The organism is Campylobacter sp. CFSAN093246 (genome assembly GCF_012889415.1).
In the GTDB taxonomy this organism is placed as follows: Bacteria; Campylobacterota; Campylobacteria; order Campylobacterales; family Campylobacteraceae; genus Campylobacter_D; species Campylobacter_D jejuni.
The window spans coordinates 1,301,790-1,317,137 of the sequence record NZ_CP040613.1; the positions used below are offsets into that span (position 1 = coordinate 1,301,790).

The 15,348-nt window shown below is 30.8% G+C and carries 9 protein-coding genes and 1 pseudogene; 2 read left to right on the forward strand and 8 right to left on the reverse strand.

Annotated features, from left to right (window positions below; all coding sequences use genetic code 11):
* Positions 1–10 precede the first annotated feature (10 nt).
* Together FBE87_RS06825 and FBE87_RS06830 are read left to right on the forward strand one after the other, a co-directional pair.
* Positions 11–1,952: pseudogene (locus tag FBE87_RS06825) on the forward strand (motility associated factor glycosyltransferase family protein).
* A complete protein-coding gene (locus tag FBE87_RS06830; protein ID WP_100621866.1) occupies positions 1,949–3,835 on the forward strand; it encodes a motility associated factor glycosyltransferase family protein in 1,887 nt (628 codons plus the stop codon). Before FBE87_RS06825 ends, FBE87_RS06830 begins: the two are co-directional and overlap by 4 nt.
* Before the next feature lie 30 nt (positions 3,836–3,865).
* On the opposite strand, the gene FBE87_RS06835 is transcribed toward FBE87_RS06830, so the two are convergent.
* The 8 genes from FBE87_RS06835 to FBE87_RS06870 all read right to left on the reverse strand — a co-directional run bounded on the left by FBE87_RS06835 (position 3,866) and on the right by FBE87_RS06870 (position 15,347).
* Positions 3,866–5,584, reverse strand: a complete 1,719-nt coding sequence (locus tag FBE87_RS06835) for a flagellin A (protein WP_168940548.1) — start codon at positions 5,582–5,584, stop codon at positions 3,866–3,868.
* A gap of 145 nt (positions 5,585–5,729) precedes the next feature.
* Entirely contained in the window at positions 5,730–7,448 is a 1,719-nt protein-coding gene (locus tag FBE87_RS06840) for a flagellin (protein WP_168977239.1), read from the reverse strand.
* A 96-nt stretch (positions 7,449–7,544) separates the two neighbouring features.
* Complete coding sequence (locus tag FBE87_RS06845; protein WP_168940550.1) at positions 7,545–9,362, reverse strand: motility associated factor glycosyltransferase family protein; 1,818 nt, start codon at positions 9,360–9,362, stop codon at positions 7,545–7,547.
* The gene (locus tag FBE87_RS06850) at positions 9,359–11,182 is read right to left on the reverse strand and encodes a motility associated factor glycosyltransferase family protein (RefSeq protein WP_168940551.1); all 1,824 of its coding nucleotides are present in this window, start codon (positions 11,180–11,182) and stop codon (positions 9,359–9,361) included. Before FBE87_RS06850 ends, FBE87_RS06845 begins: the two co-directional genes overlap by 4 nt.
* Positions 11,183–11,191: 9 nt before the next feature.
* Positions 11,192–12,433 (reverse strand): DUF2920 family protein, encoded by a 1,242-nt coding sequence (locus FBE87_RS06855; protein ID WP_002864247.1) that lies wholly within the window; start codon positions 12,431–12,433, stop codon positions 11,192–11,194.
* The gene (locus tag FBE87_RS06860) at positions 12,433–12,948 is read right to left on the reverse strand and encodes a prepilin-type N-terminal cleavage/methylation domain-containing protein (protein ID WP_002799196.1); all 516 of its coding nucleotides are present in this window, start codon (positions 12,946–12,948) and stop codon (positions 12,433–12,435) included. Before FBE87_RS06860 ends, FBE87_RS06855 begins: the two co-directional genes overlap by 1 nt.
* A complete protein-coding gene (tsaD, locus tag FBE87_RS06865) occupies positions 12,949–13,956 on the reverse strand; it encodes a tRNA (adenosine(37)-N6)-threonylcarbamoyltransferase complex transferase subunit TsaD (RefSeq protein WP_002864246.1) in 1,008 nt (335 codons plus the stop codon). It abuts the gene before it with no gap.
* Positions 13,953–15,347, reverse strand: a complete 1,395-nt coding sequence (locus FBE87_RS06870; RefSeq protein ID WP_002869556.1) for a M99 family carboxypeptidase catalytic domain-containing protein — start codon at positions 15,345–15,347, stop codon at positions 13,953–13,955. The genes tsaD and FBE87_RS06870 overlap by 4 nt, the downstream gene beginning before the upstream one ends.
* Between the last annotated feature and the right edge of the window lies 1 nt (position 15,348).

Consider the following 15,348-nt stretch of genomic DNA (forward strand, 5'->3'; position numbering starts at 1 on the left):
AGGATTTCCAATGACCTTCACCCCTACTCAAAAAGAACTCTTTAACAAAAACATTGAGGCTTTAAGTAATATTCTTTTAAAAGAAAGTTTAAAAGAAATTAAATCAAGTAAATTTGAACTTATCTTAGGTAAAGATAATCTAGATATCAATTTAAAAGATACAAGTATAAAAAATAATGGGGGGGGGGTATAATGAAAATTTACTTTATCAAGATCCCATTAAAGAATTGCAAACTATGCTAAACACCTATAATGACAAATACCTACTTTATCCTGTATTGTATTTTTATGGTTTTGGAAATGGAATTTTATTTAAAGCTTTATTGCAAAATAAAAATCATCAACATATTGTTGTTTTTGAAAAAGATATAGAAATCATTTGGATAATGTTTCATATCTTAGATTTTTCAAGTGAATTGCAAAGTGCAAGATTGATGGTTTTGGAAAATGATAAATTACAAGCTCAAGATTATACTGAACTTTGTTCTTCTAAACCTTTCTTTCAATTTTCTAGAATTTATTTTTTAGAACTGATGAGTCATTATTATGAAAGATTTCATGAAGATATTTTAGGATTGAATAAAAAATTAGCAGAAAATTTTAAAAATTCTATTGTTTCTCATGGCAATGATCCCCTTGATGCTCTTCAAGGCATAGAACAATTTGTTTATAATCTTCCTCAAATGATTACCCATCCTAGTTATAAAGAATTGCTTTCTAAAAGAAAAAATTTAAGTGATACAGCTATCATTGTTTCTACAGGACCATCTCTTACTAAACAACTTCCTTTATTAAAAAAGTATGCTAGTAAAGCTACGATTTTTTGTGCGGATTCTTCTTATCCTATTTTAGCTAAGCATGATATCAAGCCTGATTATGTTTGTATGCTAGAAAGAACTGAAATTACTGCTGAGTTTTTTAATCATGATTTTGGGGAATTTGATAAGGATATTGTATTTGTTTGCGCAGGGGTTGTTCATCCAAAGGCGATTGAATATTTAAAGGGTAGAAATAGAAAATATCTTATCATACCAAGATATTTATATTTTCCAATCTATATAAAGCTTAAATATTTTGATTTTTTATACAATACACCTAGCGTTGCACATATGGCTTGTTATCTTTCCTTACATTTAAATCATAAAAACATCATTTTTATAGGACAGGATTTAGCTTATGCTGAAAATGGCAATTCTCATCCTGATGATTATCAAAATTCAGCTAATTATGAAAGTCAAATGTATGAACATATTTTAACCGAGGCTTATGGTGGGAAAAAAGAAATTAAAACTCATGAAGTTTGGATATTTTTTAAACAAATCCTAGAAGCAATGATTATTAAGTATCACATCACCACCTACAACTGCACCGAAGGTGGAGCAAGGATAGAAGGAACCATAGAAAAACCTTTTTTATGGGCTTGTGAGAATTTACTTGATAAAGATTTAAATAAACCTTTTGAAAAATTAGAACCTTTAAGTTTAAATAAACAAAATGAGTTTTTACTTAAGGCTTATTATAAAGTTTATCAAAGTATTAAACATTGTAGAGATTTTAGTAAAATACTCAGCAATGATTTTAACAATATACAAAATATATATTTAAATTTAAACAAAAAAGAAAATGATTTAAACTTGGCTATTAGAAAAATAGATGAATTTAAAAATAAATTAGAAAATATCAAACAAATGCAAGATTTATATGAAATTTTACAACCTCTGCGTACTCAATTTGAACTTAATCTTGCTAGAATTTATGTTTTAAATCCTAAAACCAAAGAAGATGCTTTTAATAAAAGTATTCTTTGGATAAAAGAACATTTAGAATTTATGGAATTAGTTTATGGACATATTAAAGCACAAGAAAATGCTTTGATTAAAAATATACTTCCTTTAGAAGAAAAACTTAAAGAAAGAAAATTAGATAAATGGATGGAAAGGGTGAGAAGGTGAGAGAAGAAAATAATTTTAACAAAAATTTAAAAGCTTTAAGCGGTTTTGAGTATAACAACTTACGCAAAAAACTTGAGGATCTAAAAGAGCTTAGAGAATTTACTTTCACTCAAGGAAAAGATAATCTTGATATCAATATCATAAAAAAAAGAAATTTAAAAAAAATGTATCAAGATCCCATCAAAGAGCTTGAAAAAAATTTAGAATATTTTAAAGATTTTACACGCTATCCTGTGCTTTTTTTTTATGGTTTTGGAAATGGAATTTTATATAAAATTCTACTTCAAAATCAAGCACTTAAAAGAATAATCATCTTTGAAAAAGAATTAGAGCTTATCTTTTTGGCCTTAAATTTCATAGATTTTAGCAAAGATTTAAGCTTAGGGCGACTCATTATTTTACATCATGATGATATTAATCTTCCTAAAATGGATAAAGTTTTTCGTTTGATAGGGGATTTGTTTTATCGTTCTTATAATCTACACATTGCTAATGATTTTTATGAACACTATAAAGAAGATATTTTAAAACTTAATAAACTCAACATGCAAATCATCAAAAATCACAATCTTATGCATGGTAATGATCCAAAAGATGCTCTTCAAGGCATAGAACAATTTGTTTATAATCTTCCTCAAATGATTACCCATCCTAGTTATAAAGAATTGCTTTCTAAAAGAAAGGGTATAAGTGATACAGCTATCATTGTTTCTACAGGACCATCTCTTACTAAACAATTGCCTTTATTAAAAAAATATGCTAGTAAAGCTACAATTTTTTGTGCGGATTCTTCTTATCCTATTTTAGCTAAACATGGTATAAAACCTGATTATGTTTGTATGTTGGAACGCGATGAAATAGTAGCTGAATGTTTTAATAATGATTTTAAAGATTTTGATAAAGACATCATTTTTCTAGTAGCTTCTTTGGTGCATAAAAAAACCATTTCTTATCTTAAAAAAAATAAAAGAAAATACATTTTAATCATAAAAGGCCAGCCTTTTGCGAGATGCTTGGGGCTAGACGATTATGGATATATTAACGCAGGCATGAGTGTATCTCATATGGCTTATGAACTGGCTGAAAATTTAGGACATAACAACATCATTCTCATAGGTCAGGATTTAGCTTATGCCAAAGATGGGCAAACACATTCTCAAGGTTTCATCCATGCTAATTTACACAATGGAGACTATGAAAGGGACTTAGATAGATTTAGCACTACAGCTTATGGAGGAAATGGAAAAGTTCAAAGTTCTGAAATTTGGACACTTTTTAGACAAATTTTTGAAAATTTCATTGCTTTTAGTAAAAGTAAAACTTATAATTGCACTGAAGGAGGTGCTAGGATAGAAAGCGCTATAGAAAAACCTTTTAAAGAACTTTGCGAAAATTTACTCGAAAATAAAAAAGATAAAAAATTTAAAAAATTACAAGTTTTAAATACTAAAGAACAAGTAAAACTCGGATTAAAAATCTATCAAAAAATTAAAAAAAATATGAATTTATCCTTAAATTTTAAAAAAGAGTGTAAAAAAGTTCAAAAACAAATTCACAATCTTACCCATGGAAAAAACGAGCTCTCTCTCGAACAAATAAACCAAAATATAGACAAAATCAAAGAAAAACTTTCAAATAAAAAATATCTCTTTTTGCAAGAAATTTTAGGCCCTACTTTACATCATGAACAAAGTATATTAACGCCTTTATATCTTAAAGATATCAAAGATGAATCTGATAAACAAAATAAACTTTTTGCTTGGGTTTATGCACACGAAGCTTTGATAGAAAATATCATAGAACTTTTAGAAGTTCAAGATAAAAGACTTAAAATCGCTATTTTACCTTTGCTAGACTTCTTAGAAAAGAAAAAAGCACTTTAAAAGCTTAGATGCATAAAAGCATCTAAGAAATTATTGAAGAAGTTTTAAAACATTTTGCTGCACTGCATTAGCCTGACTCATAGCATAAGAACCTGATTGCGCAAGGATGTTATATTTAGAAAAATTTGCACTCTCAGCTGCAAAGTCTACATCTCTTATGGTTGATTCAGCTGCTTTAACATTGACTTGAGTAACAGTAATGTTGTTTATAGTAACTTGAAGTTGATTTTGCACCGAACCAATGTCTGCTCTGATTTGATCAAGATTTGTTGTGGCTGTTTCAGCTATATCCATCACAGCCATAGCGCCTTTAAGTGTGGTAACACCTGCTGTTTCATCTTTTACTCCAAAAGCAGTTGTTTTCATAGTTGCAAACTGAGAAAGTGTTGAACCACTTGAAAAACCTGAGCCTGCAGAAACATTATATACCGTAGAAAGTTGCGAAGCAGCTGAAATAGCTATAGCGTTTGCAAAACCTGTGGAATAATTTTTACCGCTACCTACAGAATAACCTGAACCTGAAGAAAATCCACTTCCTGCGCTACTCATATAGGCACTAACAGAAGAATAATCACGTAACATAACTCCTTTATTTACAGAACCAAATCCCATAGCATCAGCGATATTAGCATCAAATCTTCCTTTTGACTCTCTTAAAGAAACAGAAGCTTGAGAGATAAAATTATTCGCTCCAAAACCTGCAGAAGAAAGATTGCTACCGCTGATTAAAATATCTTTACCATCATTTTTAACTAAAGACAAGCGGCCATAGTTTTCTTTCATATCAGCATTGATAAAGGCACCTCCACCTATATTACCATCGATTTTAATCCCTCTACCTTCTCTTGAAGTAAGTAAAAGTTGTCCATTAGCATCGATTGAAGCTTCAACTCCAGTGGTATCTTTAACCGAATTGATTGCAGCAACTAAAGCACCGTTTCCATCACCATCTTCATAGGCTACTTGACCTATAGTTACTCCATTGATAGCAAAAGTATCTGAAGTAGTTCCTGCTCTAACTGCAGCTATACCTCTAGTTTCTACTGTAAAAGTAGCTCTAACACCTGTTTTATCAGCATTTTTATTGATCTCTTCTGCTAAAGCTCCAAGTCCTGTTCCAACTGAAGTTGAAATCACAACTTTTTGAAACTGAAAATCATCTATACCGTTGTAATTTTTAAGAGTAAATTGCACTTCACCACTAGATGAAATTCTTCCTCCTGTTTCAAAGCGTGTTAAACCTATCTTAGAAGACTGGGTTGCTCCTATGGTAGCTTTTACAGTTTGATTTGAACTTGCGCCGATTTGAAATTCTTGATTGATAAAATTTCCACTTAAAAGTTGTTTACCGTTAAATGAAGTAGTATTTGCGATATTGTCAAGTTCTTCCATTAAACGGTTGATATCTGCTTGAAGCATAGTTCTTGTTTTTAAACTTTGTCCATCTTGAGCCGCTTGAGTTGCCTTAGTTTTAATAGTATCTAAGATTTTAAGTTGCTCATCCATAGCCTTATCAGCAGTTTGTAAAATACCTATAGCATCATTACCATTGTTGATAGCTTGACCTAAAGTGGCTGCTTGTGAACGCAAAGAATCTGCTATCGCCATCCCTGAAGCATCATCTGCTGCGGAGTTGATTCTAAGACCTGAACTAAGTCTGCTTAAAGACTTATCCAGTTCTCTAGCATTAACAACTGAATTTGCATGTGCATTTAATGCACCGATGTTGGTGTTTATCCTAAAACCCATTTTAAATCCTTTCAAAATATTGCATCGAAAAGATTAAAGCAAAAAGTGTTCCAAGTTTTAGTTTAATTAAAAATTTTAGAGTTTAAAATAAAAAAGCCTAGCATTAAACTAGGCTTGGATTTGTATATATTGCAGCTTTTGTAAACTACTGTAGTAATCTTAAAACATTTTGTTGAACAGAATTAGCCTGTGCCATGGCATAAGAGCCGCTTTGAGCTAAGATATTTGCTTTAGAGTAGTTTGCACTCTCGGCTGCAAAGTCTACATCACGGATTTGCGATTCTGCTGCTTTAACGTTTACTTGAGTAACAGTGATGTTGTTTATAGTTGATGTAACTTGATTTTGTACCGAACCAATGTCGGCTCTGATTTGATCAAGATTTGTTATAGCTGTTTCAGCTATATCCATCACAGCCATAGCGCCTTTAAGTGTGGTAACACCTGCTGTTTCATCTTTTACTCCAAAAGCAGTTGTTTTCATAGTTGCAAACTGAGAAAGTGTTGAACCACTTGAAAAACCTGAGCCTGCAGAAACATTATATACCGTAGAAAGTTGCGAAGCAGCTGAAATAGCTATAGCGTTTGCAAAACCTGTGGAATAATTTTTACCGCTACCTACAGAATAACCTGAACCTGAAGAAAATCCACTTCCTGCGCTACTCATATAGGCACTAACAGAAGAATAATCACGTAACATAACTCCTTTATTTACAGAACCAAATCCCATAGCATCAGCGATATTAGCATCAATTTGTCCTTTTGACTCTCTTAAAGAAACAGAAGTCTGAGAGATAAAATTATTCGCTCCAAAACCTGCAGAAGAAAGATTGCTACCGCTGATTAAAATATCTTTACCATCATTTTTAACTAAAGACAAGCGGCCATAGTTTTCTTTCATATCAGCATTGATAAAGGCACCTCCACCTATATTACCATCGATTTTAATCCCTCTACCTTCTCTTGAAGTAAGTAAAAGTTGTCCATTAGCATCGATTGAAGCTTCAACTCCAGTGGTATCTTTAACCGAATTGATTGCAGCAACTAAAGCACCGTTTCCATCACCATCTTTGTAATCTACTTTACCGATTTTTACCCCATTGATAGCAAAAGTATCTGAAGTAGTTCCTGCTCTAACTGCAGCTATACCTCTAGTTTCTACTGTAAAAGTAGCTCTAACACCTGTTTTATCAGCATTTTTATTGATCTCATCTGCTAAAGCTCCAAGTCCTGTTCCAACTGAAGTTGAAATCACAACTTTTTGAAACTGAAAATCATCTATACCGTTGTAATTTTTAAGAGTAAATTGCACTTCACCACTAGATGAAATTCTTCCTCCTGTTTCAAAGCGTGTTAAACCTATCTTAGAAGACTGGGTTGCTCCTATGGTAGCTTTTACAGTTTGATTTGAACTTGCGCCGATTTGAAATTCTTGATTGATAAAATTTCCACTTAAAAGTTGTTTACCGTTAAATGAAGTAGTATTTGCGATATTGTCAAGTTCTTCCATTAAACGGTTGATATCTGCTTGAAGCATAGTTCTTGTTTTTAAACTTTGTCCATCTTGAGCCGCTTGAGTTGCCTTAGTTTTAATAGTATCTAAGATTTTAAGTTGCTCATCCATAGCCTTATCAGCAGTTTGTAAGATACCTAAAGCATCGTTACCATTAGATATAGCTTGACCTAAAGTATTAGCTTGAGATCTTAAACTATCTGCTATCGCCATCCCTGAAGCATCATCTGCTGCGGAGTTGATTCTAAGACCTGAACTAAGTCTACTTAAAGAAGCATCCAAACTTTTACTATTTAAATCAGCGTTTGCTTTAGCATTTAAAGCTGCAACATTGGTGTTAATACGAAATCCCATTTTAAATCCTTTTAAAAAATTTCAAGCCCATCCATGAACTTGTTAAATGCTATATCGTGCAATCAAAAAAATATTTTATACTTTGGTAATAAAATTTCATACTTTTGACAAAGACTTGTATTTTTGCCCTAACTTTTCTATAAAATAAATCAACCATTCATCATAAGCTTTGATATAAGCTGTGATGAAATGCGTTTTATCTTGTATATGAAGTTTTAATACATCAGCAATCATTTTTCCACGATAAGCAAAAGCTCCTCTTAAAACTTCATCCTGTATAAACTCATCTGTATCTAAAGAGTGATTGAAATTTTCTATGTTTTGATATACTTTTTCTAAAAATTCCAAAGGCAAGATAAAATCTTTACTGAGTATATTTTCTAAAATTTGTTTTAAAGCTAAAGCATCGTCTAAAAATCTTTTAGCATTTTCTTGATCTTTTTGTATTTTTTCTTTGAATTTAGCTAGTAGTTTATCACTTCTATTTTTAGTTAAACTTTTTGGAAGTTCAAATTTAGGTTTTTCTTTTGTAAGGAGTTTTTCACAACATTCTTTAAAAGAAAGTTCTTCAGTGAAATTAATCCTTGCTCCACCTTCAGTAGCATTGTAAAACTTTGCTTTTTGTTCGTTGCAAGCAAAAAGATATTCAAGTTTTATACGATAATCATTCCAGGTTATATGAGTTAAAACTTCTCCTTTGCCTCCATAGGCAGGGACTTTAAGTTTATCTATATTTTCTTCACCGCTAAATTTCTCTCCAAAATCAAAACCTTTTGAGTGTGAATTTCCTTCTTCATCAAAGGCTAAATCTTGCCCTATCATAATAATATTTTTAAACCCTAAAGCTAAAGCTAAAGTATAAGAAAAATGACTTACATGAGTACCTGTATCAATATAACCAAAGTCATTAAGATTGAAGCGTTGATAAAGGGCTTTATTTCTTAAAACAATCATACAATTTTCAGCATTTAAGCTACGCACGATATTAGGATGCGTAGCACACTCAAGAGCAATGATGCTTTGTTTTAAATTTTCTTTATTTTGAAAAAATTTCATTGCTAGATCAGTAAAATCTAAATTCGTAACATAATCAGGCACTATACCTTCTTTTTCAAGCATGCTCAAAGCCCCATCCGCGCAAAATATCACTGCTTTATCTTGATAAGCTTTAAGTAAAGAAAGTTGTTTAATAAGAGAAGGTCCTGCAGAAACTACTATAGCATTATCAAATTTGTTTTTTCTTTGGCTTAAGATTCTTTGAAAAGGAATGCTTTCAAGCATAGAAGGGATGTTTTGTAAAAACTGTCCATGTGTTAGCAAAGGTAAAAAACAAGTAATATCTGCATTCCTTATTGCTACACTTGCACTTTTAATACAAAGTTCATTTAAAGATAAAATAGAAGTTTCATAGTATTTAAGATAATAATGCGAGCTAATAAACATTTCATATAAACTTAAATACTCTAAAATACTTTGCTGATCAAAAATCATAGCAATTTGAATTTCTAAATCCTTTGCAACACAGTCAAATAATACAATCTTATAAACTTTCAACTCTTCACTCAAATCTATCGTGCTTAAAGCTAGAATAAAAAGTTCTATTTCACTTTCAAATACAAACAGATGTTTATAGTGTTTAGCTAAATTTTTAATCAGTAAAGCATTGCCTATACCATAAATACATATAAAAGGATATCTAGGAGTTTTTTCTAAAATACTTTGATAGAAAAAATTTATTTCTTCTTCTAAGTTTTCATACATGAAAACATTATGAGTTTTATCAAAGATATTTAAATTTTCATCTATATTAAAACGAGAGCAAGTTTTATTTTGTATGAAATTTAAAAGTTTATTTCCTAAGGGTTCATTTACCCCACTTAATAAAGCTTGTATGTTTTTTTCTAGCAAATTCATGGAAGTTCCTTAAAAGAATCGATGATAATATTTATTCTTTGCTCTAGTTTTTCTATAAAATAAAGCAACCATTCATCATAAGCCTTGATATAGGCTGTGATAAAACTAGCATTATCTACAATATTTTCTTTATAAACTAAACTTATCTTAAGTCCTCGCTCATACATCACTGCTTTTAAAATACCATCCTGTATAAACTCATCTGTATCTAAAGAGTGATTGAAATTTTCTATGTTTTGATATACTTTTTCTAAAAATTCCAAAGGCAAGATAAAATCTTTACTGAGTATATTTTCTAAAATTTGTTTTAAAGCTAAAGCATCGTCTAAAAATCTTTTAGCATTTTCTTGATCTTTTTGTATTTTTTCTTTGAATTTAGCTAGTAGTTTATCACTTCTATTTTTAGTTAAACTTTTTGGAAGTTCAAATTTAGGTTTTTCTTTTGTAAGGAGTTTTTCACAACATTCTTTAAAAGAAAGTTCTTCAGTGAAATTAATCCTTGCTCCACCTTCAGTAGCATTGTAAAACTTTGCTTTTTGTTCGTTGCAAGCAAAAAGATATTCAAGTTTTATACGATAATCATTCCAGGTTATATGAGTTAAAACTTCTCCTTTGCCTCCATAGGCAGGGACTTTAAGTTTATCTATATTTTCTTCACCGCTAAATTTCTCTCCAAAATCAAAACCTTTTGAGTGTGAATTTCCTTCTTCATCAAAGGCTAAATCTTGCCCTATCATAATAATATTTTTAAACCCTAAAGCTAAAGCTAAAGTATAAGAAAAATGACTTACATGAGTACCTGTATCAATATAACCAAAGTCATTAAGATTGAAGCGTTGATATAAAGGGTCATCTCTTAAAACTACACTTTTATTATCTAAAAAATGAACCAAGCTAAGATGAGTAGCACATGAAAGCACATTTAAAGAAGTTTTATTTTCTTTATTTTGAAAAAATTTCATTGCTAGATCAGTAAAATCTAAATTCGTAACATAATCAGGCACTATACCTTCTTTTTCAAGCATGCTCAAAGCCCCATCCGCGCAAAATATCACTGCTTTATCTTGATAAGCTTTAAGTAAAGAAAGTTGTTTAATAAGAGAAGGTCCTGCAGAAACTACTATAGCATTATCAAATTTGTTTTTTCTTTGGCTTAAGATTCTTTGAAAAGGAATGCTTTCAAGCATAGAAGGGATGTTTTGTAAAAGATGAGAATAACACTCAAAACCGATACATAAACTAGAATTTAAATTTCTTATCACAACTTTTATATTTTTCTCGCAAAGCTCATCTGCTTTATGCCAGACATCCTCATAAAACTTTTTATAATAAACATTATTCACAAACATTTCATACAAACTTAAGTACTCAAACATATCTTTCATATCAAAAAGTATAAGCAGTTGAATATCTACTCTTTCTTCTTCGATATCCACAAGATAAATTTTTCCACTACAAAGCTCTTCACTCAAATCTATCGTACTTAAAGCTAGAATAAAAAGTTCTATTTCACTTTCAAATACAAACAGATGTTTATAGTGTTTAGCTAAATTTTTAATCAGTAAAGCATTGCCTATACCATAAATACATATAAAAGGATATCTAGGAGTTTTTTCTAAAATACTTTGATAGAAAAAATTTATTTCTTCTTCTAAGTTTTCATACATGAAAACATTATGAGTTTTATCAAAGATATTTAAATTTTCATCTATATTAAAACGAGAGCAAGTTTTATTTTGTATGAAATTTAAAAGTTTATTTCCTAAGGGTTCATTTACCCCACTTAATAAAGCTTGTATGTTTTTTTCTAGTATGGTCATTAGGTTTCCTTAAATTTTATCTATCTTTAGTGACATTTTGTCATCTTTTTCGCTAAATTGATACAACAAATCCTCGCAAGGATAAGAGATACATTTTTCTTTATAATCTTTTTTTGAATTTTGTTTTATTTTTTCTAGCATTAAGGGAAGTTCTTTCTTAATCAAAAGTTTTACCGGAATTCCCATGCCATGATTTAAGTTTTTAATAAATTTTCCATCAACTTGAGATTCTTTAGTAATAGAATGCAAAGTTACATCAAAACCAAGTTTCTCAAGCTCTTCATAGAACATAGTTTTTTCTTTTAAAGAAACATACTCATCGTATAAGGAATGATAACTTATAAAGCAAGTTTTTAAACATTTTGATTGTTTTAAAAGATGATCTTCCTCTAAAAGATTTCGAATTTTTCTTCTTGCGGGAGAAAAAAAACGAGGCGATGAAGAATTACTCGTCCAAAAAGTTTTTGTCGAACAATGTGTTTTAATATGATGAAAAAAATCAAAAGTAGCAAATTCACTATACTGCATAAAATCTATTTCCTTTCCAAAACCTACAACTCTCCATAAAAACTTAGCATATGCAGAATTATCCAACACTCCATCTACTAACCAAGGCGCAATCTTAGCTGCCAAATGCGCTAAATATCCCCCGTGAGAACCCCCTATCATGATAATTGGTATACCCCCCCCCATAGTATCAAAAGGAGCGTGTTTTTTAAGGTAAAGTGCGACATTTAAAAGATCTTGAGCTTGCATGATCCCAAAATTTTGATACTCGTTTTTTGTCGGTTGCAAACTCACATGCAAATTTAAAAAATAATTTGGCGTAAAATTACCTTTTTGCTTGCCTTCAACTATTTGATTATTTACAAAATGAAAAATTTCACTCATTGCTTTATAGTCTTGAATTTTATCAACATCATAAGGAAGCTTGATATCCGCAGCTTCACAACTTGCTTTTAAAATAAGCTTGTCTATATCATCCATAAAAAAGCTTGATCCGGTTTGAGGACGATTGCCAATACAATGATAATTTACTCCAACTACAGCAGTATTAAATTGCCTTACCATATAATCACCAACATATTGGATCGATGATATATCATCACCCATACCTTGCACCACAAACACCAAGGCTTCAGGTGTTTTTTCATCATCATACCAAAGCTTAAATTCAAGCTTTGATTCTCTTTTTATACCAAGCTCTACATCATCACAAGAGTCAATCTCATAAGCTTTACTCACTATCATTACATTCCCCCTATTAAAAGATAAGTTTTACTCGCTAGGTTTTTAAAATTTTCATTCTTACTTAAAATCACACAAGCTTTATTACTAGAAGAGCTTGTAAAGTCTATATTTTCTAAATCTTCATGGCTTTGATTAGCTGCGTTGATGATAGCATTTTTACTTGCTTCATTGCTTGAAATTCCCATGAGTATAAAATCAGCTTTATTTATAAAAACAAGTTTTAAGCATTCTTTATCATCGCCTACGCGAAAATTTACTTCTTTTATACCGTTAAAATTACTAAGATCAACATTTTCGACCCCGCTTACATTACTCATCGTTTTTATAGAGCTTAAATGATCATTTTTTAAAGTATAAATGCTTATATCATTGATCAAAGTTTTAAGGTTGTTTAAAGACTTGCTAACTTCAGCTTCATCCTTACTTGAACTCATTTTTGGCAAAGCAATAGCGGCTAAAATTCCCAAAATAACGATCACAAAAACAAGTTCTAATATAGTAAAAGCTTTTTTCATCTATATCCTTGAAAAATTTTTATTTTTAGGGCTTAAAATATCTTCTTCTACACTTACAAATTCCTTTTTTTCATAAGCATCAACTGCGGCTCTTGCTATCATCAAAGCATTATCAGAGCAGAATTTTAAAGGAGCTAGTTTTAAATTTGCATTATATTTTTGACATAAATTTTGCAAACGCGAACGCAAGTTAAGATTTGCACTAGCTCCACCTACAACGCCAAAATTTTTAAATTTATAAAGATTAAAAATTTTTTCTAATTTATCCATGATATGATCACAAGCTGTATTTTCAAAGGCATAAGCTATTTCTGCTTTTGTGTCTTCATTTAAATTTTCATGTTTTAAAATTTCCAAACGCACTGCATTTTTAAGCCCTGAAAAACTGAAAGCGAGTTCTTTAGAATGCTTTAAAGGTGTGTTAAAAGAGATATTTTTAAGTTTGGCATTTTTTGCTAAATTTTCTATGATGACCCCACCAGGGTAACCTAAATTCATCATTTTAGCCACTTTATCAAAACTTTCTCCAAAGCTATCATCATTTGTACTTGCTAAAAGCTCTAAGCTTGCATCATCTTTAAGATAAAGCACCATGGTATGCCCACCACTAACAAGCAAAATTCCCATATCTAAAGAAATTTTTTCTTCCAAAAAAAGACTATAAATATGACCTTTAAGATGATTTATAGGGATTAAGGGTAAATTTAGCGCACTTGCTAAGGTTTTTGCCATAGAAATTCCACTGAGCAAAGAAACACTAAGTCCAGGTTCATTTGTCACAGCTATGGCACAAAGATTTTTAAAATGCTCTTTGCATTGCTTAAGCATCTTTGGTAAAGCCTCGCTATGAAGTCTTGCAGCAAGTTCAGGTACCACTCCCCCATAGATACTATGATCTAATTCTTGGGAAATTTTTTTATGAAATTTACATTCTAAGGTGTTTTTATCAATGATAGCTATAGAACTATCATCACAAGAACTTTCTATAGCTAGGATAAGATTTTTCATTCAAATTCCACTAAAATAGAACCTAAGAATTTATCTTTTGATCTTGCCATTTTAAGAGTATTTAAATCCAAATTTTTAGCGTTTTTGATCAACTTGCTATTGATATTTGCCTCTAAAAGTTGTTGCAAATTTGCACCTCTTAACTCATAAAATTCCGCTCTATAAATTTTACCTGCCATGTCTAAAGAGTATTGTGTTTGCATATTTTTTTTATGAACTAAAATACCACTTTCATCTTTTGAGTGATCAAAGCCTATGATATTTACGCGCACATTAGCTATCTTTGGAATAAGAAAATTCTCTTTTACTTTTACCTTGGTTCCAAAAGGAACTGTGGTTTCATTGCCATCAACTTGAAAAGTTACTTCATTAAAAGCATCGCTAAATTCTAAATACTCAGGATATAATCTTGTTTGAAAACGATTGCCATATTGGATATAAAAAGAATTTCCTTCTGCGATAACAGCCGTAAGTTCATTGCTTGTGTTATAATTTAACTCTTTATTTACCGGAAAAGGCACATAGTTGATAACCTTTCTTGGATTTTTTAAAGAAAGTAAAATTCTATCATCAAAAAGTTTTACTTCAAGCTCTTTATTTATGGCTTTATCAACTCCTTGTGGAGTGAGTTCGAAATCTCTGCTAAATTCAATTCCTGCAGTTTTTAAATAATTTTCAATTGCCAAAAGATGATAATAAGCTCTTAAATTTACAGGCAGATTTTTACTCGCTTCATTTGCAAAAGCGGCTTTGTGATTTGAAATCACAAAATAAGTTAAAGCTTTAAGCATTTCCGTATCGCCAAGCTCTTGGGTTTTGGTGTTTTTAAGATGATAAGCATGCTTTGGATCAGCAAGCGAAGAATTGACACTATTTACGGTTTGAGTGGCGATATTTTCAAGATCAGGGTATTTGCTTGCATTGATTTCGCTTGTATCAATCACGCTTGAATTTCCCCAACGCTTAGGATTTTGCATCGCATCGATATAAGTGGGTTTATAAAAACCCCAACCATCGTGAAGATTGATCACCATACTAACTTCAGGAAGTAAAATAAGCTCTTTAATGCGTTGAACGGTTTTATAATCAGGATCTTTTGGGCTAATGCTTGCAAATTTACGGTTTAAATCCCCATTATTCCCACGAGAACGCTTGATAATGCTATCAAAAGCTAAATTTGGAGCCACTATAATCTTACCCTTAGTGATATTATAATCACTCAAAAGCAAACTTGCCGCATGAAATCCACCAGGCTCATCGCCTTGAATTCCACCAAAAATTAAAACTGTATTATTATCATCTAGACTTTTTCCATTTTCTCCTACGCTAAAGTCTAGCTCTAAAGCAAAAATGCTTGTTATAAAAAATAAAATTGTTAAAAAAAATTTCATT